The following is a 25320-nucleotide window of genomic DNA, read 5'->3' on the forward strand; positions in this document are numbered from 1 at the left end:
AGCGATAAAGCTAGCAAAAGCATCCCCCCTGAAATCAGGGGAGGTGCTTTATGCAGGATGCTTCAACCCCACACCGAGGCTTTCCAGCACGTCCCAATAGGTCGGGAAGGTCTTGGACACGCATTTCGGATTGTCGATCACCACGCCCGCCATCATCAGCCCGGCCAGCGAAAAGCACATGGCGATGCGGTGGTCATTGTGCGTGTCGATCACGGCCTTGGTCGTCGTGCCGATCAGTGCCGGATCGGCATGGACGATCAGGTCGTCGCCCTCTTCGTGGGCCAGACCGGCGCGCAGGGCGTTCAGCCCGTCGCACACGGCGCTAACCCGGTCGCACTCCTTGACGCGCAGATTGGCAATGCCAACAAAGCGCACCGGCGTCTGGTTAAACGCCGCCAGCACGGCCAGCGTCGGCACGGCGTCCTGCATCTGCGAGCCGTCGATGACGGCGGGCATGTGCGGCCAACTCATGATGACGTCGCGCGCCCTGGCGTCCGGCTGGGTCAGGGCCGCCGTGTCCATCTGAAAGTCGATCTGGCCACCGGTCAGCACCTCGGCCGCCCACAGATAGGTGCAGGAGGAAGCGTCCGGTTCGATGGGATAGTCCGCCGCCACATAGCCGGTCGGTTCCACGCGCCACACGCCGTCCGACGGCTGCGACACCTTCGCGCCAAAAGCCTGCATGACACCCAGAGTGAGGTCGATATAGCCGCGCCCGCCGATGCCGTGATCCCCACGCAGCCGCACCTCGACAGGCTTATCGCCGCAGGCCGCCAGCATCAGAAGCGCCGACACGTACTGGCTCGACAGACCCGCGTCGATGTCTACGATATCGCCGGAAAAGCCGCCACGCGCCATCACCGTCACCGGCGGACAGCCGGTCGGGGCCGACACCTCGACCCCCAGCCGCGTCAGGGCCTCGACCAGCGGCAGGATGGGCCGTTTGCGCATGTGCGCGTCGCCATCGATCACCACCGCCCCGTCGGCCAGCGCCACCGCCGCCGTCAGAAAGCGTGTCGCTGTACCCGCATTGCCGAGGAACAGCGGCTCAGACGGCGCTTTCAGCTTGCCCGACGAACGCAGCCTGACCGTGGTGGCGTCGAGCGCCTCGATCTCCACCCCCATCTGCTTCAGGGCGGTCGCCATATGCACCGTATCGTCGCTGGTCAGCACCCCCGACAGCGTGCTTTCCCCCCTCGCCAACGCCGCCACCAGAAAGGCGCGGTTGGTCAGGGATTTCGAGCCCGGCACCACCACGGCCCCGGTGATCGGCCCGGTGACCGGCACGATTTCAAGCTGAGGGAAGGCGTCGATATTCATAACAAACTCCGCGATACAGGCGCTTCCTAAACACTGAGAGGGCGTTCGTAAAGGGTGCAGCCATCCGCCACAGGCCGCGCAGTCGCTTGTATTTTTTGCATCTGAAACCGTTTGCCTGACGCCTGAGATCACAGGGCACGGACAAAACCGTTGTCAGGACGGTTTCAATTGCGTAAGAGCCACTTTATAATCATTCTCACTTGCAAGTCTGACCCGCGTCCCCGATATGAAACTCAGCGATCTGCCTCTGCATAGCGCCGCCATCGTCGTCGATGTCGCCGATCTCGGTGCCGATGACCGCGTCGGCCGTCGGTTGCGCGAACTGGGCTTCGTCGCCGATGAGCCGGTGAAGGTCGTGGCCAAAGGCCCGTTCGGGGCCGAACCCCTGCTGATCCAGATTGGCTTTACCCGTTTCGCGCTGCGCCGCGCCGAAGCCGACCGGGTTCAGGTGCGTACAGCGTAAGGAGCGCGTGCTGAGATGTCCGGACTGCTGATCGCGCTGGTGGGTAATCCCAATTGCGGCAAGACCGCCCTGTTCAACCAGCTCACCGGCGCGCGCCAGAAGGTCGCCAACTTCGCCGGTGTGACGGTCGAGCGCAAGGAGGGCAGCTTTACCGCCCCGTCCGGCCGCACGATCAAGGTGCTGGACCTGCCCGGTGCCTACAGCCTTGATGCGCTGGGCCCCGACGAAATCATCACCCGCGACGTCTGTATGGGCACGGTGGCCGAAGTCGGCGCGCCCGACGTGATCGTCTGCGTGGCCGATGCGACCAATCTGCGCCTCAACCTGCGCTTTGTGCTGGAAATCCGCAAGCTTGGCCGCCCGATGGTGCTGGCGCTCAACATGATGGACGCGGCGCACAAGCGCGGCATCCACATTGATCAGGACAGGCTTCAGGCCCTGCTGGGTATTCCGGTTATCCAGACCGTGGCCATTGCCGGGGGCGGTGCCAAACACCTGATCGAATACATCGACACGCAGTCGATCGAAGCGCCGAAGATCGCCGCGACCGAGCGCGACGTGCACCTTGAGGTGCGCGATATTCTCAACGCGGCCGTCACCATGCCGAGCTTTACGGCGAAGATCGACGACCAACTGGATGGCGTCCTGCTCAATCCGGTGTTTGGCCTGCCCATCCTCGCCCTGCTGATGTTCGTGGTGTTTCAGGCGGTCTTCGCCTGGGCGACGCCGCTGATGGACGGGATTGAGGGGCTGTTTGGCTGGGCCGCTGAGATGGTGCGCGCCCACATGCCCGAAGGCCTGTTGCAGAGCTTTATCGCCGACGCCATGATCAGCGGGGTAGGCTCGGTACTGGTCTTCCTGCCGCAGATCCTGATCCTGTTCTTCTTTATTCTGGTGCTCGAAGAGTCGGGCTACCTGCCGCGCGCCGCCTTCCTGCTCGATACGCTGATGGCGCGGGCAGGCCTGACCGGACGGGCCTTTATCCCGCTTTTGTCGTCGTTTGCCTGCGCCATTCCGGGCGTGATGGCCACGCGCTCGATCCACGATATTCGCGACCGCCTGACCACCATCATGATCGCGCCGCTGATGACCTGTTCGGCGCGCCTGCCCGTCTATGCCCTACTGATCGCCGCCTTCATCCCCGAACGTCAGGTGTGGGGCGTCCTCAGCTTTCAGGGCCTTGTGCTGTTCGGGCTTTACATCGCCGGTATCCTGTCGGCCCTGATCGTCGCCTGGGTGATGAAGCTGCTGCGCACGGACAAGAGCCCGGCCATGCTGCTGATGGAGCTGCCCTCCTACCGCCTGCCCAATCCGCGCAATCTGGCGCTGGGCCTGTGGGAGCGCGCCGGCATTTTCATGCGCAGAATCACCGGCGTCATCTTCGCCGCCAATACACTGCTGTGGGTGCTGGCCACCTTCCCGCGCGCCCCCGCTAACGCCACGCAACCGGCCATCGACTATTCCTTTGCCGGCATGATCGGCCACGCCATCGAGCCGATCTTCCGCCCCATCGGCTTTACGTGGGAAATCTGTATCGCCCTGATCCCCGGCATGGCCGCCCGCGAAGTGGCCGTGTCGGCGCTGGGGACGGTCTATGCCATTTCCGGCTCCGAAGACGCCGTGGCGAATCAGTTGCAGGCAACGGTCGCGGCGCAATGGTCGCTGGCCACCGGCTTCTCGCTTCTGGCCTGGTACATCTTTGCGCCGCAGTGCCTTTCGACGCTTGCCGTCATCCGCCGCGAAACCAATTCGTGGAAGTTCGTCGGGATTACGGCTGGTTACCTGTTCGCTCTGGCCTATCTGGCCTCGTTCCTGACCTATAGCGTAACGAAGATGGTGACGGGATGAGCTACGACCTGATCCAGACCCTGATCGTTGCGGTCATTGTGGCCGTGGCTGCCGCCATGATGGCGCACCGACTGTTCCCCAAAACCGCTGAGGCCGTGACCCGCCGTCTGGGCCTCAAGCCCGCTGCCAAAACGGCCGCCGGGTGCGACTCCGGCTGCGCGTCGTGCAATGGCTGCAAGACGCTGCATTTCGATCTTCCCCCCAAAAGCTAAGTGCTCCGGGATTTCGGGCAAAAAAAAGCCGCGCATTGCGGCGCGGCTTAAAGTTTACAGGGAGGAAACGCCCAGGAAGGGCAATCAGCGCAGCGCGCTGAACATCTTCAATTTAGTTTGCGATGCAGCAAAACGCAAGGCCTTAAGCGGCAAGCCTCTTCAACAAAAGTTACAAACGCAATGGGGTTTGTGAATGCAACGCAACACAGATCGTCGATAGCGCATTCTTACAAACCGGACGCCTTTTGGCACTGTGGTTTTCCGCCGCAGGGCGCATCCTGAGAGTCTTTACTGAGGAGCCCTGTCATGACCCATTCCGAAGACCCGTTGCACGCGCGCGGCGACGCGCTGACCCGTAGCGGCCCCGAAGGTCCCGGCAATTTGCCGCGCCGTCGTCTGCCGTGGGGCACTATCGCCGTGATGATTGTCCTGATCGGCTTTGTCATCGCCTTTACCGCCACCAACCGCGACAGCCCGACCGCGAAGGGTCCGGATGCGGCCTATGACGCCAATCGCGTTGAAAAGACAGGGACTTCAAACCCCTAGATCGAAATGATTTTAGATGGAAACGGCTTATCGCTATAGCGCCCCCCCTGAAATCAGGGGAGGTGCTTGAATTACGATTCCATTAAAAGTCATACCGGTCTAGCCCGCACTCAACCAGATAAAGCGCGCCACAAACAGCCCGGCCAGCACCAGCAACAGCCAGTCGCCAAGACGCGCTTTACCGCGCAGCAGCTTGATCACCGCATAGGCCGTGATGCCGAAGGCCAGCCCGTTGGCAATGGAAAAGGTCAGGGGAATCCCGATCAGAATCAGGAAGGCCGGGACGGCGATACCCGCGTCCTCCCAGTCGATCTCTTTCAGCGGGGCCATCATCAGCGCACCGACGATAATCAGGGCCGGTGCCGTGGCCGCCGCCGGGATGAACTGCGCATAGGGCGCGAAGAATAGCGCCACAAGGAACAGCAACCCCGTCACCACCGCCGTCAGACCCGTGCGGCCGCCTTCGGCCACACCCGCCGCGCTTTCGATATAGCTGGTGACGGTCGAAGTGCCCATCACTGCCCCGGCCATCGAGGCGATCGAATCGGTGAAGAGGATCTTGTTGAGGCGCGGGATGCTGCCGTCGGGCTGCATCAGCCCGGCGCGCTTGGAGACCCCGACCAGTGTGCCGACATTGTCGAAAAGATCGACAAACAGAAACACGAATACAATTTCGAGGATGCCAAAGCCCGTCTTGCCGATATCGAGCGCCGCCGGAATATCCAGCGCAAAGGCCGTTGCGGTCAGCGCTTTGAGGTCATAAGGCGTCGGCTGATAGGTCACCTGCCCCAGACCCCACGCCGCTGCGGTGGTCGCCAGTATGCCGATCAGCACCGCGCCCTTGATGCGCCACGCGCTCAGCACGGCGATAATCAGCAGCCCCAGAAGGGCCAGCGCCGGGGCCGGTGTTTTGAGGTCGCCCAGCGCCACGGTGGTGGCCGGGCTGGCGACGATGATCCCCGCCTCTTTCAGGCCGATAAAGGCGATAAACAGGCCAATCCCGCCCGCTACGGCGGCGAACAGGGGCTTGGGGATGGCGTTGACGATCATCTGACGCACCCCGCCGAGCGTCAGCAAGAGGAAGCACACCCCCGACAAAAAGACGCAGCCCAGCGCCGTCTGCCACGGCAGCCCCATCCCCTTGACCACGGTAAAGGTGAAATAGGCGTTGAGCCCCATGCCCGGCGCCATGGCCAGTGGATAATTGGCCACCAGCCCCATCAGGATCGAGGCAAAAGCCGCCGACGCGCAGGTCGCCGCCGCCACCGCCGCCAGAGGCATCCCCGTCTGCGACAGGATGGCCGGATTGACCAGCACGATATAGGCCATGGTCAGGAAGGTGGTGAAACCGGCCATGATCTCGGTCCGCACCGTGGTGCCCTGCGCGCTCAGGCCAAAATATCTGTCGAGATAGCCCATATCGTCCCCACATACAAAATCGGTTTCATTAGCGCCCGGCGGACGATGTTCCGCAAGCTGAAATTTTGCACCGCGATACAAAGTCCCCCACCACCACATCTCACCGCCTTCGGCGGCTCGTGCGGTCCCCCTCCCCAGCAAGCTGGGGAGGTATGAAGACGCAAGCGCCTTGCGGCCCTTATTTTGCGGGCAAGGCCCGGATAAACCGGCACACGACTGTTGCTGAATTTTCCGAAGCCAGCGCCATGAAGGTCGCCATCTGATTGGCGTGTTCGTCGCCGCCCGCCAGATCGGACAGGCTGCGGAAGACGATGAACGGCACATCATTGGCAAAGGCCACCTGCCCCACGGCTGCGCTTTCCATATCGGCCACGCGGGCATTGAAGGCGCGGTGCAGATAGTCGCGGTAATCGGCATTATCGACAAAGGCCGGCGACGACACCGCATCCCCGCCCACATGCAGTTGCGGCCTGTGATCAAGGCAGCGCCCGTCCGCCGTGCAGTGGGCCAGTTCCGTCTGCTCAAGTTTGGCGGCGACCGCCAGCATGGCCGGATCGGCCTCAAACCACACCCTGGGCGCGGGCGCGTGTTTGGCGCTGCCCACCACCACGGAATTGGGGATGATCATGCCATAGGCTTCCATGCCGTCCGGTGCCCAGGTCAGCCAGTCCGGCTTGACGAAGCCTTTGGCGGTCTTGCGGCCCATAATGGTTTCCAGCGACTGTGCCCAGCGCGCCGGGACGACCACATCGCCGATCTTCAGAGACGGGTCGATGCCCCCGGCAATGCCCGAAAAGACGATGCGCTCGACGTGGAAGCGATCAATAAGGAGCTGCGTATTCATCGCCGCATTGACCATCGACATGCTCGACATGGTCAGCACGACGGGCTTGTCCTCCAGCGTACCGGTCACAAACTTCATGCCATTGAGGCTGTAGCTTTGGGCGTCTTTCAGCCGCCTGATCAGGGCCTGCCATTCCGGCTCAAAGGCCGAGATGACGCCGATGCGCGGGGTTTTATCCAGATAGGCCGCCGCCTGCGCCGTCATCGTCATCATTACGCTCATCACCATCGCCAGACAGAGGGCCCACACCCGCATACGTCACCTCTTCGCAAATGCGAAAAGCTAACGCGGCTTCACGGGAGACGCAAATGATTACTGCACGTCCAGTTTAATGGCATCGTACATCACCTGACCCGGCGCGGCGCTGCCGGGGGCCTGATCGTCGTCAGCGGCGGCGCTTTCGGCGGCCCGGATCAGGGCCGGATCAAACACCTGCCCGTCGGCATGGCGGAAGGTCAGGTCATTGTCGGCCTTCAGCAAGGAGGCATCAAAGTTGAAGGTCACGACGTTGTAATTCTGATCCTGCACGCCGCCGCGGTAGCCAGCCGTGCCGGTCTTGGGCAGGCGGATGGCCCCGATCTCCTGACCGTTCAGGGCCACGCGCACATCTGTCAGCTTAGAGGGTTTTGCCACGCAGGTTTTTCCCAAAACCGCTTCACACTTTTGGGCCTGCGCGGTGGCCGGTTGCGCCGAGGCGATGCCGATGGTCAGCGTCCCCTTCCCCGCTTGCGGTGCCGCCTTGAAACGCAGGTGCCAGACCGGGTCCGTCATGTACCAGGACCAGTGCGCGTAGTTCCAGTCGCGCGCCGCGATGCTGCGCCCGATGGTGTAATCGACATCGTTCGGAAACTGCTGCGGGTAGAGGGTGAACATCTGATAGCCGCGCGCCGCATCGCCATTGCGGAACTCCGCCGCCTGACGATCAAACGTCCCCAGTTGCCACAGGGTTTTGCCGTGCGATTCCTTCTGCCAGAAGATCGTGCCCGTGTCCTGCGCGCCGGCGCGGATGGTCACGGTGCGACCGCTCAGGTCGTTGGGCTGATCCGCCCCGGTGACGCTCAAAGCATAGGTGCCGGGCGCAATGCCTTCGATGCGAAACTGCCCGTCGGCATAGACCTCACCCCAATAATTATAGCCCTTGACGCTGTCGGACCAGACGGCACCTGGGTCAGACAGGACCACCCGGCTCTTGCCCGCCGCCGCCCCGTTCAGGCGTACCTCACCGGTCAGGGTGCCGCGCGTTCGGGCGTATTCGGGGGCGCTGACGAAGGCATAGGGCCACTGCGCCTTTTCGGCCGCCAGTTGCCGGTCGATATCGAACCACAGACGGCCCGGCGTCGTCGCCTGATTGGCATAGATGAGGAAGGGGCCATAGACCTTGGACCACGCCTCCCCGGCCTGCACATCCACCGATTTTGCGCCAAAATGCGAGGATTGCAGCACGCGCAGCAACACATCGTCGTGCACGGTCTGACCCTGCTTGATCGGCCCGCCATTGTGATATTCCGGCGACGGCTCGATCATCCAGAGGCCGCGGCTCTGGCCCGGTTCGACGGACAAGGTGCCATAGGCCGGGACATCCCCCCAATAGACCGAGTTGAGATATTTCGTCTTCACCGTCCCATCGGCCAGCCGGAAGGTGGCGTCCATCAGCTTCTGCGTCACCTCGGCGCGTGGAATGCGGATCAGCGTGTTGCGCGCAATGCTCCAGGCATTGAACACCTGCGGCGAGGTGCGAAAGACAAAGCGCGTCTGCCACAAACGCGCGGCGGGCAAATCGGCCGGGTGGCGGAAGACAACATAGGCATAGAGCCCCGGCAGGCCATCCTTCATCACGTAATGGCGCTCGGCCCTGAACGGAAAATGTTCGCTCGGGCCGCTGCTGATCTTCACATCGGCCAGTGCCGCCGTCTCCGTGACCAGCTCGACAGACGTGTCGGCGGGCGATGGACGATAATAGCCCTTTTTGGGTGGCGGCGTCGCGGTCGCGCCCAGCGCCTCGGCATTGGCGTCCCAGTACAGTTTCTGCCCGCTCTGGATCAGCTCGGTCGGCGTGCCGCGCAGGTCCCTGAACGACACCACATCGCCATTGGCGTCGATCACCGCTTCGATCAGGCCGTTAGTGAGCGTCAGCCGCCCGTCGGCGCGGATCGCCGTCACCTCAGCCGCCGCCGGCAATGCACCCAGCAGAAAAAGCAACGGCAGGACGGTTTTGAGAGCCTTCGATGTCACGATATCTTCCCTGAGCCTGTGATTATCGCTCATCAAACGTCATGAACGCTCAGATTCCGTTGCCGCGCTGTGTGTAAAAACGAAAAAGTGCCCCGCAAGCGAGGCGCTTCTCCGGTTGTTTCCGCTTGTGCCTACCACAGCAAACCATAGAGGGCGACCAGCACGATCACCACGCCGATCGCCAGTATGTTGAACGCCGTCGAGGTCTTGAAGCTGACCCCTTCCAGCGTAAGGGTCGAGACCGGCTTTTTGTTCGGCACGATCAGCGACACCAGCACGCACAGGGCCAGAGACGCCAGGAAGACATAGCCGACGCGGTCCATGAAGGGCACATCGGGCAGCGCGTATTTGGCCACGGTCGAAAGGATGACCGAGGCGGCCACGGCAACAAAGGCCCCGGCGGTCGAACAGCGCTTCCAGAACATGCCCAGTGCGAAGATGACCACGATGCCCGGCGTGAAGAAGCCGGTGAACTCCTGAATGAACTGGAAGGCCTGATCGGTCTTGCCGAGCAGCGGCTGCGCCACGGCCATGGCCACAATCACCGAAACCACCGAAGCGATACGGCCAATCGTCACCAGCTTCTGATCCGGAATGTCCTTTTTCAGGGGGGCCACCACGTCCAGCGTGAAGATGGTCGAAATCGAATTGATCTTCGAGGCCAGCGAGGCGATGATCGCCGCCACCAGCGCCGCGAAGACGAGCCCCAGAAGGCCGCTGGGCAAAAGCTGCATCATGGCCGGATAGGCGTGGTCGGCCTTTTCGATATTGGGCGCGAGGATCAGGGCGGCGAGACCCGGAAACACCACGATGACCGGCATCAGCAGCTTGAGATAGGCGGCGAAGGCAATGCCTTTTTGCGCCTCATTGAGCGACTTGGCCGCCAGCGCGCGCTGGATGATGTACTGGTTGAAGCCCCAGTAGGAGATGTTCATGATCCACAGACCGCCGACCAGCACGGCGATACCGGGCAGGTCCTTATAGAAGGGCGAGTCCTTCGACAGGATCATGTCGAAATGCTCCGGGAAGCGCGTGTAAAGGGTGTGCAGACCGCCCATAACCCCCGCATCACCGCCGATCTTCGAGAACGAGATATAGACGATGATCAGGCCACCGAGGATCAGCAGGGCCACCTGAACGATGTCGGTCAGGGCCACGGCCTTCAGCCCGCCATTGATCTGATAAGCCAGAGCAAAAATACCGATGGCGACGATGGCATAGATGGGCTCAACGCCGGTCACGCCCGAAATCGCCGTCGCCCCCAGCCACAGGATCGAGGTCAGGTTGACAAAAACGTAGAGCACCAGCCAGAAAACGGCCATCAGGTACTTCACGCTGGGGCCGAACCTTTGTTCAAGGAAGCCCGGCATGGTCATGACGCCGTTCTTGATGAAGACCGGCAGGAAGTATTTCCCGACGATGATCAGGGTGATCGCCGCCATCCACTCATAGGAGGCGATAGCCAGACCGATGCGGAAGCCGGACCCGGACATGCCGATAATCTGTTCGGCCGAGATATTGGCGGCGATCAGCGACGCGCCGATGGCCCACCACGGCAACTGATTGCCGGCGAGGAAATAGCCCTTTGAGGTCACCGCCTCGCTGGACTTGCGGCGCGACACCACCTGCGCCAGAATGAAGATGCCGACGATATAGGCCAGCAGGATATAGAGATCGACGTCCGCCAGTATGTTGGTGGCGGGCAGGAAACCTGAAAGCATGAATGCCCCCTGTGTGTTTTTGCTGCGTCTGTTGCGCAGCAATTGTCACACAATTAATCGAAATTTAGAATTTGGCAATGTGCAATCGTCAGCAAAAGACGATCGGCATGCCTCAAAAAAAAGACGCGGTGGAGTGAACCCCACCGCGCATTTTTTTCAGTTCTGTCGGCTCGGCCTATTTCGGGCAGACCGCATCGCCTTCGTTCGAAGCCAGCTTGACCGCCGTATAAGTCAGTTTCAGCGGCTTTTCCGAACGCAACGCAAACGGCATGCCGATCTGGGCCATGTTCTGGCCGATGGCGGCAAAGCAGTTCAGCTTGACCTTCAGCGTATGGAACTGACCGTCGGCCTTCAGCAGGCTGGCGACATCCATTTCCTGGAAGACGAAGCGGTCACGCCCCAGCGCCAGATGCACTGGACCCGTCGGGGCCGCCTCAAGCTTATAAGTGATGGAGATGGCCAGTTCGCCGGTCGATTGACGGCTGAGGTCAACCACATCGCTGGCGAAATAGGCCTCGCCCTTGCCCTGCCCCGTAAAGGTCAGCAGGCGGCCGTTTTCCTGAGCCCCGGCATCGACCGTGGCCTGAGTGACCACGCCCTTCGGCGACTTGATCGTGCCGTGATCGCCCGCCACCGCGCCATCGGCGTCGGCGAGGTAGAACTTCCACGGCGCGCGCACGCGGCCGGCATTGAAGTAGGTATCGACATTGACGACACCGGCGTCTTTCAGACCGGAGTCTTCGGGCAGCGGCAGCAGGTCGCCCTTGTCGGCATAGGTCAGGCCGTAGCCATAGGCAAACAGCGGATCATAGCCCGGCGTGTTGAGGTTCAGCGGCTGCTGATTGGCGAACTTGGGCCAGGAGAAGCTGAGCTTGCCCTTGAAATCGTTGCGCGCCTTGCCCGCCTTGTCGCCGATCAGCACATCGGCCACGCCGCCGCCTTCGCTGCCCGGCAGGAAGGCCGCCACAAAGGCGTCAGAGGCGTTGATTTCCGGGTTCACCCACATCGGGCGGCCCGACAGGAAGACGGTGACGACCGGAATCCCGGCGGCCTTCAGCTTTTTGATGAGGGCCAGATCCTTGCGCTCACCCGACTGATAGTCGAGGTTCGGACGGTCGCCCTGGAATTCGGCATAGGGGTCTTCGCCGATCACCACGATGGCGACGTCAGGCTTCTTGCCCTTGAATGCCCCATCGACCGACAGGGTGGCCTTACCGCCCGACGCCTTGACCGCGTCGTTGATGCCGCCAAAGATCGACTGACCGTTCGGGAAGTCGGAATTGGCATTGCCCGTGCCTTGCCAGGTGATGGTCCAGCCGCCCGACTGCTTGCCGATATTGTCGGCCCCGTCACCAGCGACCAGCACGTTCGCCCCACCCTTCACTGGCAGCAGCGAGCCATTGTTCTTGAGCAGGACCAGAGACTCACGCACGGCCTGACGCGCCACGGCGCGGTTTTCGGCCTTGCCCAGATTTTCCCAGTGACCGGCCATCGGGCGATCCTTGGGCGCGCCCAGCGTAAACAGGCCGCCCTTGATCTTGGCGCGCAGGATGCGGCGCACGGCGTCGTTCAGGCGGTCTTCGGAGATTTCGCCGGACTTCACCTGAGCCAGCGTGTTCTCATAAATGCCCTTCCAAGAATCGGGGGCCATGAACATGTCGATCCCGGCATTGAAGGCCTGCGGGCACGAGGTGGTGGTGCAGCCCGGCACCTGACCCTGCGCGTTCCAGTCGGACACGACGAAGCCGTTAAAGCCCATGCGGAGCTTCAGCACGTCGGTCAGCAGGTACTTGCTGCCGGTCAGCTTCTCACCGTTCCACGACGAGAAGGAGGCCATGACCGACAAGGCCCCGGCTTCGATTGACGGCGGGTAGCCGGCATTGTGGATAGTGGCCAGTTCCTCTTCGCTGATCTCGGCGTCGCCCTGATCCTTGCCGTTCAGCGTACCGCCGTCGCCGAGGAAGTGCTTGGCCGAGGCCATAATGTGTCCGGGCTTTATGCCCTCATCACCGCCCGTATCGCCTTGCAGGCCTTCGACGACCTTACCGGCATAGGCTGCGACATCGGCAGGGTTTTCCGAATACGACTCATAGGCGCGGCCCCAGCGCTTGTCGCGCGATACGGCGACCGTCGGCGCAAAGGTCCAGTCCACGCCCGCCAGCGACATTTCATAGGCGGTGACGCGGGCGATATCCTTCATCAGTTGCGGGTTGCGCGTGGCCCCCAGACCGACATTGTGCGGGAAGATGATGGCGCCGACGAGGTTCGAGTGACCGTGCACGGCGTCGATCCCGAACAGCAGCGGAATCTTGCTCTTTGACGGATATTCCAGTGAGGCGCGCCAGTAGGCGTCGGCCAGATCGAGCCATTGTTGCGGCGTGGCGCGCTCATTGCCACCGGGGGCCGAATTACCACCGGCCAGAATCGAGCCCAGCGGGTATTTTTTGAGGTCTTCCGGCTTGATGGCCGAAATATCGGCCTGCACGGTCTGACCGACCTTTTCCTCAAGCGTCATGTCGGCCATCAGGGCGTCGATCTTCGCTTCGACATCGGCGTCGATCAGTCCGGCATCCTTCGTCGTCGGCCACACGGGGTTGACCTCAACGGCGGCAGGCGTCGCCACCTCGGCCGGGGTCGCCGCCACGGGTGCCGGCTCCGCCTTGCCCTTGCTCTCGATAATGGTGACGCAGCCCGAAGTCGCCAGGGCCGTCAGCAAAAGGCCTGCGGACACGCTGGCTTTCAGCGCGCCCTTCATGGATTTGCGCATGTCTTCTCTTCCTTCTTCCCGCGGCGTTTCGTTTGCCGGTCTTATTTGTATATCGGGCCCGAAAGCGCGCAACCGCCGCTTTGAGCGCCCCACTTAATGACAGCGCTATCAGAGAGCGTCAAGCCGCGAGACAGGGCGAAAGGCGCGCCAAGCGTCTGTGAAAACGATTTTCTCACCTCCCCCGTCAAAAACCGCCACACCTTTAAATCATTGACGCACCGCGGGTTTTCTCATGATTTTTCACGCCTGCGCCGAAATTTCACGGCCCTTATCGCCATCTTCGTCAAAAACACGCTTGACAGCGCTGTCAGATTATCGCAATCCTTAGCCACCCGTTGGTGCTCCTTTTTGAACGGTCCCTCCGACCGTTTGAATCTGAGTTTAAAATTCTGGCTGAGCGCGGCTTCTTTCCCTTTTTCACGGTCGCGCGCCCGCAGAATTTTAAATCGTCATCTGGATTTGGCATTATTCAGGTGGCAATGGCCTTATACCCGGCAGCCCGGTTTATCCGGCTGCCGGTTTTTTTTGCTTCAAAGCCATGAGCCTTATAAACGGCGCACCGATTGCCGTTCGATCAGGGCAAAGGGCAGCAGGCGATCCGGGGCCTGCGGCGCGGGTTCGCCCTCTTCGCCTTCCTGACGGGTCAGCAGAATATCGGCGGCGGCATAGGCCAGCGCCTCGACCGGCTGACGGATGGTCGTGACATGCGGCCACACCAGCATGGCACCGGGCACATCGTCGAAGCCCGTGATGGAGACATCTTCCGGGATGCGGATACCGGCCTGCTGCGCCGAGGCCATCACCCCGAACGCCATGTAATCGTTGGACGAAAACACGGCCGTCGGGCGCGTCTTTTCGGCAAACAGGGCGCGCCCGGCCTCAACGCCCGATTCGTAGGAGAAGTAGCCCTGCTTGACCCATTCCGGGCGCGGCTCGATCTGGCTTTCGCGCAGGGCCCGCACAAAGCCCTCATAACGCTGATGGCTGCCGCCGTGTTCCGGGTGGCCGCGGATAAAGCCAATATCCTTGTGGCCCATAGAAATCAGGTGGCGCGTCATCTCATAGGCGGCCTGAGTCTCATCCATACGCACGCAGGGCGAGCGGCCGGGATTGAGGAAGGGCGATACGCGCACATAGGGCACGCCTGCCGCCTCAATGGCGTGCAGCACCACCGCCATATCGCACAGGGGCGGCGTCAGAATAACACCATCGAGGCGGATGGTGGCCAGCAGGCTGGAAATCTTCGACACCAGATCGGGCGCGTGGCTGTCCTGCGGTTCGATCAGCAGGTGGTAGCCCTGCTCGCGTGCCCGCGTGATGACGCCGCGCTGCATGTCGGTGATATAAGCCGCGTTCGGGTTGTCGTAGAACAGGCCGATCAGGAAACTGCGCGCCCCGGCCAGCGAGCGGGCCAGCAGATTCGGGCGATAGTGTAGAAGCGTGGCGGCTTCCTGAACCTTATCGCGCGTTTCCGGGCGCACATTAGGTTCGTTATTCATGACGCGCGAGACGGTCTTGATCGACACCCCCGCCAGTCGCGCCACATCATTGATGGTCGAGGTGCCGCCGGCCCCCGGCACACCGCGGTCTCTGGGCGTTCTCATGCCCCCATCCCTGCGATGCGACATATATTCTGAGCGGCCAATCCCCGGATTCCCTTTTGTGTCTTTTTGGTCAGACCAAAGAAGAACGGCGCAGGCCCCGTTGTCAAGGACGCTGCGCCGCAAAAACTCTATGGTAGCGGTAACTTAACCCGGACCTGCCTTAGCGCCGGTCCGAAGCCGCGACCTCAGCCCGCAAACTTTTGCACGGCTTCGGCGGCCAGTTTGGAGATTTCGCCCCACTGGCCTTCCTTCATCGCCTTTTCCGGGGCGACCCATGAGCCACCGACGCACAGGACGTTATCCAGCGCCAGAAAATCGGCGGCGTTGTTGAGGCCGATACCGCCGGTCGGGCAGAACTTGACCTGCGGCAGCGGGCCGCCGATGCCCTTCAGCATGGGCACACCGCCCGCCGGGACGGCCGGGAAGAATTTCAGGCGCTCAAAGCCCCATTCCAGCGCCTTCATCACTTCGGAGGCCGTCGAAACGCCCGGCAGCAGAGGCAGCGAATCCTGCTTGGCCAGAGTCTTGGTCAGGCCCGGCGACACGCCGAACTTGGCCCCGGCTTCGGCGGCCTTTTCGGCATCCTTCGGCGTGAGCAGCGTACCCGCGCCGACAATGGCGTCCGGGCGCTCTTTGGCGATAAGCTTGATAGCATCCAGCGCGCAATCGGTGCGCAGGGTGATTTCCAGCACCTTGATGCCACCGGCCATCAGGGCGTCAGCCAGAGGCAGGGCCATCTCGATATCCGGAATGACCATCACCGGCAGGACGGGACCCGTGGTCATGATGGTGTGAACGTCGAGCGGCTTGGTCATGGCGTATCCTTGTTGTCATCCGCTCCCCGGTGGCGCAGGGAGCTTGTTCAGGCGCACTAAGCGATTATTTCAGCGTCCGTCAAGGCGTTGGCCGCCCCGATCAGGGCCGCGCATTCGTGGGTGATGATGCGCGACGGAATAGCTTCGACATAGGAGACCAGTGGCGCCTTGGCCTCCATACGGGCGCGGAAGCGCGCTTCGTCGATATATTTGGCCAGTTTCGGCGCGATACCCCCGGCTATAAACAGGCCCGCCGTTGCGCCGTGGCACAGGCTGAGGTCGCCCGCCACCGAGGCCAAAATATCAAGGAAGGTTTCGACCGTGTAGCGCGAGCCCTGTGCGTCCGGACCATCCAGATGCGTGATCTGAGCGGGCGTCAGCTCCAGCGTCGGCTCGCCGCGCACATTGGTCACGGCCTTGTAGAGATTGACCAGACCGGGGCCGGACAGCACCATTTCAATGGTCACGCGCCCGTGCTTTTTCGACAGGAAGCGGTGGAGTTCGCGCTCGAAATCATTGACCGGGGCCCACGAGGCGTGGCCGCTTTCGGTCGAAAGGCAATAGGGACCATAGGGCCCGCCCACCAGCACCGAAGCGCCGAAACCGGTGCCCGCGCCCATCACGGCGTGCACATTGCCCTTGCCTTCGCGCAGTTGCCCGATGCGGCGGGTGTCTTCGTCCTGAAGATGCGGCAGCGCATAGGCCAGACCAGCATAGTCGTTGATCAGGCGCACCTTGCGCGCCGAGGTGTGGTGCGCCAGCTCGGTTTCCGTCACCAGCCAGTCGAGATTGGTGAACTTGATGGCCCCGTCATTGACCGGCCCGGCCACGGCGATGACCGAAAAATCGAGGTCCGGACGCCCGCTCAGACCACCAAAATAATCGTCGATGACGGCGTAGAGGTCCTTATAGCCATCCGTATGGAAGCTCTTGAACTCCGTCAGCTTCGTCTGACCCCCGCCCCGTTCGGCAATGGCAAAGCGCGCATTGGTCCCGCCGATATCACCGACAAGGCCCCTGAACACCTGTGACGAAGCAGAAAAGGTGGTCTGATTATCGAAAAGCGCCGTCATAATACCTTACCAGAAAACGGAGCCGCCTGAGACGGCTTCGCCGACCAGACGCCTGAACGGCGCGAACAGTTCACGCCCCAGACCGTCGGCATCCGCCGGTCGGGGTGCGCTTTCCCGCGCCATCAATTGCGCTTCATCACCTATGAAGCTCAGGTTCCCGTTTTCACAGTCCACGCGCACAATGTCCCCTGACCGTAGTTTTGAGATCGGTCCGCCGTCAACGGCTTCTGGGGTCAAATGGATGGCCGAAGCCACCTTACCACTGGCCCCCGACATGCGTCCATCCGAGACAAGGGCCACCTTGCGGCCCTGATCCAGCATGGCCGACAGGGAGGGAGTCAGGCTGTGCAGCTCAGGCATACCGTTGGCTTTTGGCCCCTGGAAGCGCACAACGCAAATAAAATCGCCTTCCGGGAGCCTATTTTCCTTGAAGGCCTTCAAAAAATCGTCCTGATCGTCAAAAACGGCGCAGGGGCCCTCGACGACGCGGTGTTCCGGCTTGACCGCCGAAATCTTGGTCACCGCCACGCCCAGATTGCCGCGTAGCTCACGCAATCCGCCTTCGGGCGAGAACGGGTTGGTCACCGGGCGCAGGATGTCGAGGTCGAGCGATTCGGCGGGGGCATCGACCCACACCAGTTGCCCGTCACGTAAGCTTGGCTCCTTGCCATAGGCGGCCAGACCCGGCCCCCAGACGGTATTGACATCGCCGTGCAGCAGACCGGCCGACAGCAGTTCCTTGATGACAAAGCCGATACCGCCCGCCGCATGGAAGTGGTTCACATCGGCCGAGCCGTTGGGATAGACGCGGGCCAAAAGCGGCACGACGCCCGACAGGTCGTTCATGTCTTCGGGTTTCAGGATGATCCCGGCGGCGCGCGCCATGGCCGGCAGGTGCAGGGCGTGATTCGTCGAACCGCCGGTGGCCAGAAGCCCGACCACGCCGTTGACGATGGCGCGTTCATCAATCACATCCGCCATGTAGGCCGGCGCATCGCTGAGCGCCGAAGCCTTCGCCGCGCGCTCGACCGCGGCACGCGTCAGGGCGTCACGCAGTTCGCCGCGCGGCGGCACAAAGGCCGCGCCCGGCACGTGCAGGCCCATAATTTCCATCAGCATCTGGTTGGAATTGGCCGTGCCGTAGAAGGTGCAGGTGCCTTCGGAATGGTAGGAGGCCATTTCGGCGGCCAGAAGCGCGTCGCGCCCAACCTCGCCCTTGGCATAGGCCGTGCGAATCTTGGCCTTCTCCGGATTGGGCAGGCCCGACGGCATGGGGCCCGACGGCACGAAGATCACCGGCAGGTGCCCGAAGGCCAGCGCCCCCATGACCAGACCCGGCACGATCTTGTCGCAGATACCCAGCATCAGAGTGGAATCAAACGCATCGTGGCTGAGCGCGATGGCCGTCCCCATGGCGATAACATCGCGCGAAAACAGGCTCAGCTCCATGCCCGGCTTGCCTTGCGTGACGCCGTCGCACATGGCCGGGACGCCACCGGCCACCTGAGACGTCGCGCCCACATGGCGGGCATAGTCCAATATCTTTTCCGGATAGCGGTAATAGGGGGCGTGCGCCGACAGCATGTCGTTATAGGCAGTGACCACGCCGATATTGGGCACCTTATCGAGCGCCAGAGCCAGCTTGTCCGTCTCGGTCATCGGGGCGGCGACGTGGGCATAGTTGGCGCACGACAGCTTCTTGCGGCGCGGCTCACGCGACTTGTAACGCTCGACGCGGGCCAGATACTCGGCGCGCGTGGCCTTGGAGCGCGCGATGATGCGGTCGGTGACGGACTTGAGAACGGGATGAAGCTCGGTGGTCATGTTATCTTTTCGCTGTTGAAGGCCGGCCGTTACGGACACCAGACGATGTCAACGGGCACGGGGCATTGGGCGAGGAAGGCACCGATGGGCGCGGTGTCGGGGTTGGGATCGGCGATGGCGGCCATGAGTGCGTCGCGCTTTTCCTGACCGGTGATATATAGCACGATCCGGCGCGAGCGGTTGAGGGCCTTTACGGTCAATGTGATGCGCGGCAGTCTCGGCTCTGCGCCGCCGCTGGCCGGGGCGACCGGCAGGACCAGCGCGTCCGTGTCATAGACCGTGGCATTGAGCGCGTGGCCGGGGAAGATCGAGGCGTAGTGCTTGTCCGGCCCCATGCCCAGCAGGGTCAGGTCGAATTCCGGCGCGTCACCGTCATTAAAGCCGCGCAGCAGGGCCTCGGCCTGTTGCGCACACAGGCCCGCGTCGCTGAGATCACGGATCAGGGTGTCAAAGCGCATCCCTTTGGCGATCACCGGCGCGGCGGCCTCGGCCATCATCTTCGTGTTGGAGGCCGCGTCATCGACCGGCACAAAGCGCTCATCGACCTGCGACAGGGTTACCTTGTCCCACGGCAGGTCCAGCGTATCGAGCTGCTGATAGACCGGCTTCGGCGTACCGCCCCCGGCTCCGATCCACAGGGCCTGACCGCGCTCGGCAATGGCGGCGGACAGAGCCTCGGCAATGGCCGCCAGGACGGCGGTTTCGGCCTCGGCCGCGCTGTCGAAGGTGCGCAGGCGGTGAATGCCCAGGGCCTCAGTCATTCCACACCCGATGGTCGCGGTCGAGCAGCATATAGGCGCTCATCGGACCATTGGTCCCGGCAGGGTAGATTTGCGGCTTGGGATAGGCTTCGGCCCACGCCGCCGAAATTCCATCGACCCACGCCCAGGCGGCTTCGACCTCATCGCGGCGCACGAAGGCGGCGTTGTTGCCGTTCAGCGCATCGAGGATCAGGCGTTCATAGGCGATGCGACGGCGCGGCGGCTTATCACCATTGCCATCAAAGGCATTGGACAGCGACAGCGACAGGTCGAGCGGCTGAAGCTGCATGCCATCAGCGCTAAGGCCCGGCGCCTTGTTCATCACCGTCAGCTTGATGTCTTCGTCCGGTTGCAGGCGGATGACCAGACGGTTGGGCTGCGCCGCCGAGCCGAAGATCGAATGCGGCACCGGGCGGAACTGGATCACCACCTCGGTGGTGCGCGACGGCAGGGTCTTGCCCGTGCGCAGATAAAAGGGCGTCCCGGCCCAGCGCCAGTTGGCGATTTCGGCCTTGATGGCGACATAGGTTTCGGTGTTGGAGGGCGAGCCCTTTTCGGCCTCATAACCCGCCACCTGCTTGCCTTCGGCAAAGCCCGGACCGTACTGACCACGCGCCGTCACATCGCGCACATTATCCGCCGTGATCGGTTTCAGCGACCGCAGCACCTTGACCTTTTCATCGCGCAGCGCATCGGCATTGAAGTTCGACGGCGGCTCCATGGCCAGCAGGCAGACCAGTTGCAACAGGTGGTTCTGCACCATGTCGCGCAGCGCCCCGTAATCGTCGTAATAGCCCAGACGATCGCCCGTGCCGACGGTTTCGGAAACGGTGACCTGCACGTGGTCGATCGACTGCGCGTTCCACAGCGGTTCAAACACCGTATTGGCAAAGCGCAGGGCCAGCAGGTTCTGCACCGTCTCCTTGCCGAGATAGTGGTCGATGCGGAAGGTCCGCGCTTCGTCAAAGGCGTGGGCAACCGAATCGTTGATCACTTTCGATGAGGCCAGATCACGCCCCAGCGGCTTTTCGATAATCACACGGTTGGGGGCCTTGCTCAGACCCGCGCTTTCCAGATGTTCGCAGATCGGCTTGAACAGCGACGGCGACACGGAGAGGAAATAGACGACGTCAAGCGCCTCAGGCTCACCCAGTTCGGCCTTCAGCTTGGCCCCCCACTGCGGGTCGGAAGCATCGAGCGCGATATGGCTGAGGCGCGGCAGGAACTGATCGAGCGTCGTCGCTTCGAGATCGGCCCCGATGCGCTTTTGAACGGCGGCGCTGACGCGCTCAAGGAAGGCCGGGCGGTCCACCGCCTCACGCGCCACCGAAATGATGCGCAGGTCCTTATCCAGAAAGCCGTCCTGATCCAGCATGGCCAGAGACGGCCACAACATGCGCAGCGCCAGATCACCGGTGCCGCCGACGAGGACGAAGACGGGTTTACGATTCGCAGAAGAAGTCGATAAGCTCACGATAGGGTTCCTGGGTCTTGGCGAGGTGACGTCGGGCCTTTTTAGCAGGCGGCTTATTACGCAAACGTCACAGCGCGTCAAAAAATTTTGACAGCGCTGTCATACCGCGCGTCCGCCTGCGGGTCAAGCCGGGAATTGTGCTTTCATAAGCTGTATATAGGGGCCGGGGCCGCGCCTCAAGGTATTAAATTGGTATTATCGTGGTGCGAAGGCTGTTATAGCCTACCCCGTATTGCGCAGGGCCGAGGCGATGCCGTTGACGGTCAGTTGCATAGCCAGCTTAACCAGCTTGTGCTTGTTGCCTTCGCGGCGCTTTTTCAGCAACTTGACCTGCATGCGGTTGAGCGTCTGAAGCAGGGCGTGCGAGCGTTCAATCGAACCGCGCAACTGCTCATGGGTGGACAGAAGCGTGCCCGCCTTGCGGATGCGTTTGGCCAGCGCAGTCATCTCCTCGTGCTCCTGACGGATGGTGGCGAAGATGCGCTGCGCCTCGACCGGATCGGAGGCCATGCCAGCGTAGAGCGCCGCCATTTCCATGTCCGACTTGGCCAGCGCCATCTCCATATTGGCCAGGAAGACCTCGAAGAAGTCCCATTCGTTGCACATGTCGATCAGGGTCTGGTCATCGACCCCCAGCGCCTTGACCGCCGCATTGAAGCCGTAGAAGCCCGGCAGGACCATGCGCGACTGCGACCACGAAAAGACCCACGGAATGGCGCGCAGGTCCTCGATCTTGCCCGACTTGGTGCGCGAGGCCGGGCGCGAACCGATCTTGAGGTCGGAAATCTCCGAAATCGGCGTCACCGAGCGGAAGAAGTCGAGGAAGTGCGGGTCGTCATAGACCAGGGCGCGATAAGCGTCGAATGAGGCTTTGCACAGCTTATCCATCAGCGGGCCATACTTGGCTTCGGCCTCGGATTCCTTGATGTGGTGAGCGTCGCGCTCCTTGACCGGCAGCGAGGCGAGGAAGACCGCCGCCGCGAAGGAATCGAGCGTCTTGCCCGCCGTTGTCTGGTTACCGAACTTGCGCGCGATCATTTCACCCTGTTCGGTGACGCGGATCTGACCGCCGACCGTGCCTTCGGGCTGCGCCATGATGGCGTTGAAGGACGGGCCGCCGCCGCGACCGACCGAACCGCCGCGACCGTGGAAGAGGCGCAGCGCCACGCCCTTCTGATTGCACACGGCCTTGATGGCCGATGAGGCCTTGTGCAGGCTCCAGCGCGAGGCTGTATAGCCGCCGTCCTTGTTGGAGTCCGAATAGCCGAGCATGACCTCCTGCACCGCCGGACGCCCCATCAGCGAGCGCATGGCCGGCAGACCCAGCCAGCGCTTCATGATGTCGGGCGCGGCCTCAAGGTCTTCGATGGTTTCAAACAAAGGCGACACGCGGATCATGGTGTGCGGCGAAGGCCCGCCATAGACCAGACCGGCCTGTTTCAGCAGCACCAGCGGCTCAAGAATGTCGGACACCGACTTGGCCATCGACACCACATAGGCCCCGATCGCGTCCGGCCCGAAGGTGCGGATGACTTCGGCTGCCGCGTCGATAATGCGCAGTTCGCGGCGCGTCTCATCGGAATATTTGGCGAAGGGCCAGCGCAGCAGACGGTCATTGGTCAGTTCCGCCACCAGCGCCGACACGCGCTCGTTTTCCGACAGCGAGCTATAGTCGAGCAGTTCCGACGACTGTGCGAACAGTTCGGCAATCACGCGCTCATGCACGGCGGAATTTTGCCGCATGTCGAGCGACAACAGGTGGAAGCCGCACGAACGCGCGATCTGGATAGTGCTTTTCAGCGTGCGCCCCACCAGCCGCTTGCCGCCATATTCGATCAGCGAATCGCGGATGATCAGCAGGTCGCGCACAAAGTTTTCTGAGGTCTCATAGGCCCCGACCAGCGGCGAAGCCAGCGGGTGCGGCAGTTTGAGAATGGCCTGCCAGGTCGAGGCCAGCCGCGTCTTGATAAAGGTGATGGCGCGGCGATAGGGCTCATCGACGCGGTGCACATTGGTGTCGGACGATTTGCGCGCCAGCTCCAGCAGCGCATCGGTGACCGGCGCCAGTTCTTCGGACAGGGTCAGTTCGATATCGAGCTTGTCGAGTTGCTGGAAATAGAAGTCGAGCACCAGCTTCGCCTGATTGTGGAAGGCGTAGTTCATCGTGGTGTCATCGACGTGCGGGTGACCGTCGCGGTCGCCGCCGATCCACGAGCCGAGTTTCAGCACGTTGGGCAGTTCGCCTTTCAGTTCGATCTCGCGGTTCCAGTCGCCATAAAGCTCAACCAGCGCCGGCAGGATCGCTCGACGCACAGCCCCCAGCGAGTTCTGAATCTCATCGGCGACCGTGATGCGTTCGGGGCGGTTGAGGCGCGTATTGAACAGCAGGGCCACGGCGCGGAACAGGTCTTCTTCCAGCGCCTTGCGCTCCGAGGCGCGGGTCGTGCGCTCATAGGACGACAGGAATTGCGTGATGTCGTATTCGCGCTCCACCACCGAGGCGCGGCGCATTTCCGTCGGGTGCGCCGTAAACACCGGCGAGGCCAGAATGCCGTTCAGAGTCTCTTCGATCTCGGCCTGCGAATGGCCCTTGGCGCGCGCCTGATGCACGGCATTGGCCAGAGTGATCGCCTCCTGCGTCCCCGGAAAGGTCTCGACACGCTTGAGATTGGCCACGTCCTCGGACAGGACGGTCAGGGTGGACAGGCAGGTGAGGACGCGCGCCGCGTGGGCGGCCTCGGATTCGCTTAAATCATCGACATCGGCATTGTCGGCGCGCAGCGCCTCGATCTTCGACAACACACTGCCGCGCCCGAAACTGTTGACGGCGTCAGTCAGAAACCCCTCCAGCATGGCGGTGTTCTGCTTGACGTGATCGATCATAGCGTCGGTCATCGGCGGGCCTCTTTTTTTAAGTCTATCGGTGCAGTCTGAGGCGTGTGCGGGAACCGGGCGGGTCTGAGCGGGCGGGTTGGCATCGGCTCAGGGCAGGCAAGGCTGAGGACACACAAAACCTGCCGCAGACGGCAGACCTCAGGCAGGAATTTCTCCACCCTAACGCAAAATTTGTGCGCCGCAAGAGGGTTTAGGCGCAGATTTTTGCACCGCGATAATATGACGAATAATTACAAACGCTTGCTCCGTGAGCCCGCGACAAGAAAATTAAATGTCTGACAAGATTAAGGAAAAAGCCGTTTAGTTTGAAACATATACCGTATCCGAAGATAGCGGTAACACTCAGCGCAGCATTTCGTTCATCGCCTGCGCCGCCTGAAACGACTGACCGATGCGCCAGGCCTTTTCGCGCAGCGCCTCGGCGCGCGGCGCGTCGAACAGCTCAGCCGTCACTTCGGCCCACAGGTCGAGCCAGCGATCAAAATGCTGCCGTTTCAGCGGCAGGGCCAGATGTTTGGGCAGGGGCCGCCCCTTGAAGACCGGCACGTCCGGGCGCGGGCCATTCATCACCATGCTCCAGAAGGCGGTCAGCATGTCAAAATGCGCCGGCCAGTCGTCAACGGCGGCTTCAAACACCGGCCCCAGCAGAGTATCCCTGCGCGCCCGCTCATAGAAGCGTTCGACCAGACGGCGCAGGTCAGCGGGGGCAAAGGTCGGATCGGTCATAGCTAACTCTTAACACGTCTTAACCGCACTCCCTCACCAAATGCTAAAGCCTGTGCGTTAGGGTCGGGTCTGGCGCCTGAGCGGTTAACACCCGCCACGCCTTCGCGCCATGTGACAAATCACCCGCGTACAGTTTGCGTCAAAGGAACTAAGATGGCCAAGGCTGTTTTCCATCGAAATCAACGTGTTTATGTCGAGCCCGTCGGCACCTGGGCCATGATCGAACAGGTAAAGCCGGTGTGGGTCGCGGGCTTTGAGGAACCGATCCGCGTCACCTATGACTGCGGTCTGGGGCGCGATTTCCGCGCCGAGGAACTGACGGCGGAAACCGAGATCGAGGCGGCACCGGGCGAAGCGCCGGGCAAGACGCCGTGGCGGCTGATGCGGGCGCGCAACCGCGTGCAGGCCGTCGAAGATTGCGCCCACCATCCCTATCCGGGCACCTATCCGGTGGTCGTCACCGACCCCAATGACTGGGGTGGCTGGCGCGTGCCGGGGGCCGAATACGACCGCGATCCGGCTTTGATCGAAATGCAGGCGCGCCTGATTACGGCGGCCCCTCGCTTTTTCAATCTGGCCCGCGAACTAAGCGACTATGTCAAAAGTGACGAGACACCGGCCCTGCCGGAGCCCCTGCTGCGCATCGCACGCCGCTTTGAGCAACTGCGCCGCGTGATTGAAACGCCGCCGCCCGACGCCCAGACTCGGCCGATGGAGTCCCAGATAGAACCTAAGCCGGAACCGGAAATCAGCGCCACCGCCGCGGAATGAAAATT

19 protein-coding genes are annotated in these 25320 nt (G+C 62.3%); 5 read left to right on the plus strand and 14 right to left on the minus strand.

The annotated features are described in order from the left end of the window. Positions 1 to 48: 48 nt before the first annotated feature. Positions 49 to 1320: a 3-phosphoshikimate 1-carboxyvinyltransferase gene (locus ACK8OE_RS03295; RefSeq protein WP_410271352.1), complete on the minus strand. Its 1272-nt coding sequence runs from the start codon at positions 1318 to 1320 to the stop codon at positions 49 to 51. Positions 1321 to 1546: 226 nt separating this feature from the next. Between ACK8OE_RS03295 and ACK8OE_RS03300 the strand changes: the two genes are divergently transcribed. From ACK8OE_RS03300 to ACK8OE_RS03315, 4 genes are all read left to right on the plus strand, one after another. Next, on the plus strand, positions 1547 to 1783 hold the full coding sequence (locus ACK8OE_RS03300) for a ferrous iron transport protein A (protein WP_013479430.1): 237 nt from the start codon (positions 1547 to 1549) through the stop codon (positions 1781 to 1783). A gap of 15 nt (positions 1784 to 1798) precedes the next feature. Then, complete coding sequence (locus ACK8OE_RS03305; RefSeq protein WP_410271353.1) at positions 1799 to 3631, plus strand: ferrous iron transporter B; 1833 nt, start codon at positions 1799 to 1801, stop codon at positions 3629 to 3631. Then, positions 3628 to 3843: a DUF6587 family protein gene (locus ACK8OE_RS03310; RefSeq protein ID WP_410271354.1), complete on the plus strand. Its 216-nt coding sequence runs from the start codon at positions 3628 to 3630 to the stop codon at positions 3841 to 3843. The genes ACK8OE_RS03305 and ACK8OE_RS03310 overlap by 4 nt, the downstream gene beginning before the upstream one ends. Positions 3844 to 4149: 306 nt before the next feature. Next, complete coding sequence (locus ACK8OE_RS03315) at positions 4150 to 4389, plus strand: hypothetical protein (protein ID WP_410271355.1); 240 nt, start codon at positions 4150 to 4152, stop codon at positions 4387 to 4389. A gap of 99 nt (positions 4390 to 4488) precedes the next feature. Here the strand turns inward: ACK8OE_RS03315 and ACK8OE_RS03320 are convergent, their stop codons facing one another. The 13 genes from ACK8OE_RS03320 to ACK8OE_RS03380 form a co-directional block, all read right to left on the minus strand. Then, entirely contained in the window at positions 4489 to 5808 is a 1320-nt protein-coding gene (locus tag ACK8OE_RS03320) for an NCS2 family permease (protein WP_410271356.1), read from the minus strand. A gap of 178 nt (positions 5809 to 5986) precedes the next feature. After that, positions 5987 to 6907: a 5'-methylthioadenosine/S-adenosylhomocysteine nucleosidase gene (locus ACK8OE_RS03325; protein ID WP_410271357.1), complete on the minus strand. Its 921-nt coding sequence runs from the start codon at positions 6905 to 6907 to the stop codon at positions 5987 to 5989. 57 nt (positions 6908 to 6964) lie between these two features. Beyond that, on the minus strand, positions 6965 to 8884 hold the full coding sequence (locus tag ACK8OE_RS03330; RefSeq protein WP_410271358.1) for a polysaccharide lyase family protein: 1920 nt from the start codon (positions 8882 to 8884) through the stop codon (positions 6965 to 6967). 131 nt (positions 8885 to 9015) lie between these two features. Beyond that, entirely contained in the window at positions 9016 to 10605 is a 1590-nt protein-coding gene (locus tag ACK8OE_RS03335) for a sodium/sugar symporter (RefSeq protein WP_126421259.1), read from the minus strand. Between the two features lie 175 nt (positions 10606 to 10780). Beyond that, positions 10781 to 13372: a glycoside hydrolase family 3 protein gene (locus ACK8OE_RS03340; RefSeq protein WP_410271359.1), complete on the minus strand. Its 2592-nt coding sequence runs from the start codon at positions 13370 to 13372 to the stop codon at positions 10781 to 10783. Between the two features lie 545 nt (positions 13373 to 13917). Further along, positions 13918 to 14976 carry a LacI family DNA-binding transcriptional regulator gene (locus tag ACK8OE_RS03345; RefSeq protein ID WP_410271360.1) on the minus strand — a complete coding sequence of 353 codons (1059 nt, stop codon included), beginning with the start codon at positions 14974 to 14976 and terminating at the stop codon, positions 13918 to 13920. A 185-nt stretch (positions 14977 to 15161) separates the two neighbouring features. Then, complete coding sequence (gene eda, locus ACK8OE_RS03350; protein WP_126421265.1) at positions 15162 to 15791, minus strand: bifunctional 4-hydroxy-2-oxoglutarate aldolase/2-dehydro-3-deoxy-phosphogluconate aldolase; 630 nt, start codon at positions 15789 to 15791, stop codon at positions 15162 to 15164. A 56-nt stretch (positions 15792 to 15847) separates the two neighbouring features. Further along, entirely contained in the window at positions 15848 to 16864 is a 1017-nt protein-coding gene (locus ACK8OE_RS03355; protein WP_410271361.1) for a glucokinase, read from the minus strand. A gap of 6 nt (positions 16865 to 16870) precedes the next feature. Further along, positions 16871 to 18688, minus strand: coding sequence for a phosphogluconate dehydratase (gene edd / locus ACK8OE_RS03360; protein ID WP_410271362.1), 1818 nt, complete (start codon positions 18686 to 18688; stop codon positions 16871 to 16873). Between the two features lie 29 nt (positions 18689 to 18717). Next, entirely contained in the window at positions 18718 to 19449 is a 732-nt protein-coding gene (gene pgl / locus ACK8OE_RS03365; protein ID WP_410271363.1) for a 6-phosphogluconolactonase, read from the minus strand. Continuing rightward, a complete protein-coding gene (gene zwf / locus ACK8OE_RS03370) occupies positions 19442 to 20923 on the minus strand; it encodes a glucose-6-phosphate dehydrogenase (protein ID WP_290795312.1) in 1482 nt (493 codons plus the stop codon). Before zwf ends, pgl begins: the two co-directional genes overlap by 8 nt. Before the next feature lie 222 nt (positions 20924 to 21145). Continuing rightward, a complete protein-coding gene (gene ppc, locus ACK8OE_RS03375) occupies positions 21146 to 23818 on the minus strand; it encodes a phosphoenolpyruvate carboxylase (RefSeq protein ID WP_410271364.1) in 2673 nt (890 codons plus the stop codon). A gap of 342 nt (positions 23819 to 24160) precedes the next feature. Next, positions 24161 to 24544, minus strand: coding sequence for a group III truncated hemoglobin (locus ACK8OE_RS03380; protein ID WP_410271365.1), 384 nt, complete (start codon positions 24542 to 24544; stop codon positions 24161 to 24163). Between the two features lie 153 nt (positions 24545 to 24697). Between ACK8OE_RS03380 and ACK8OE_RS03385 the strand changes: the two genes are divergently transcribed. Then, entirely contained in the window at positions 24698 to 25315 is a 618-nt protein-coding gene (locus ACK8OE_RS03385; RefSeq protein WP_410271366.1) for a hypothetical protein, read from the plus strand. The last annotated feature ends 5 nt before the right edge of the window (positions 25316 to 25320 follow it).

The organism is Asticcacaulis sp. W401b (assembly GCF_046503825.1).
GTDB lineage: Bacteria > Pseudomonadota > Alphaproteobacteria > Caulobacterales > Caulobacteraceae > Asticcacaulis.

What these genes read in the sequence shown, in the direction of transcription:
- ACK8OE_RS03295 (WP_410271352.1), bottom strand. Translation starts at nt 1,320, where the DNA reads ATGAATATCGACGCCTTCCCTCAGCTTGAAATCGTGCCGGTCACCGGG.
- ACK8OE_RS03300 (WP_013479430.1), top strand. Translation starts at nt 1,547, where the DNA reads ATGAAACTCAGCGATCTGCCTCTGCATAGCGCCGCCATCGTCGTCGAT.
- ACK8OE_RS03305 (WP_410271353.1), top strand. Translation starts at nt 1,799, where the DNA reads ATGTCCGGACTGCTGATCGCGCTGGTGGGTAATCCCAATTGCGGCAAG.
- ACK8OE_RS03310 (WP_410271354.1), top strand. Translation starts at nt 3,628, where the DNA reads ATGAGCTACGACCTGATCCAGACCCTGATCGTTGCGGTCATTGTGGCC.
- ACK8OE_RS03315 (WP_410271355.1), top strand. Translation starts at nt 4,150, where the DNA reads ATGACCCATTCCGAAGACCCGTTGCACGCGCGCGGCGACGCGCTGACC.
- ACK8OE_RS03320 (WP_410271356.1), bottom strand. Translation starts at nt 5,808, where the DNA reads ATGGGCTATCTCGACAGATATTTTGGCCTGAGCGCGCAGGGCACCACG.
- ACK8OE_RS03325 (WP_410271357.1), bottom strand. Translation starts at nt 6,907, where the DNA reads ATGCGGGTGTGGGCCCTCTGTCTGGCGATGGTGATGAGCGTAATGATG.
- ACK8OE_RS03335 (WP_126421259.1), bottom strand. Translation starts at nt 10,605, where the DNA reads ATGCTTTCAGGTTTCCTGCCCGCCACCAACATACTGGCGGACGTCGAT.
- ACK8OE_RS03340 (WP_410271359.1), bottom strand. Translation starts at nt 13,372, where the DNA reads ATGCGCAAATCCATGAAGGGCGCGCTGAAAGCCAGCGTGTCCGCAGGC.
- ACK8OE_RS03345 (WP_410271360.1), bottom strand. Translation starts at nt 14,976, where the DNA reads ATGAGAACGCCCAGAGACCGCGGTGTGCCGGGGGCCGGCGGCACCTCG.
- eda (WP_126421265.1), bottom strand. Translation starts at nt 15,791, where the DNA reads ATGACCAAGCCGCTCGACGTTCACACCATCATGACCACGGGTCCCGTC.
- ACK8OE_RS03355 (WP_410271361.1), bottom strand. Translation starts at nt 16,864, where the DNA reads ATGACGGCGCTTTTCGATAATCAGACCACCTTTTCTGCTTCGTCACAG.
- edd (WP_410271362.1), bottom strand. Translation starts at nt 18,688, where the DNA reads ATGACCACCGAGCTTCATCCCGTTCTCAAGTCCGTCACCGACCGCATC.
- pgl (WP_410271363.1), bottom strand. Translation starts at nt 19,449, where the DNA reads ATGACTGAGGCCCTGGGCATTCACCGCCTGCGCACCTTCGACAGCGCG.
- ppc (WP_410271364.1), bottom strand. Translation starts at nt 23,818, where the DNA reads ATGACCGACGCTATGATCGATCACGTCAAGCAGAACACCGCCATGCTG.
- ACK8OE_RS03380 (WP_410271365.1), bottom strand. Translation starts at nt 24,544, where the DNA reads ATGACCGATCCGACCTTTGCCCCCGCTGACCTGCGCCGTCTGGTCGAA.
- ACK8OE_RS03385 (WP_410271366.1), top strand. Translation starts at nt 24,698, where the DNA reads ATGGCCAAGGCTGTTTTCCATCGAAATCAACGTGTTTATGTCGAGCCC.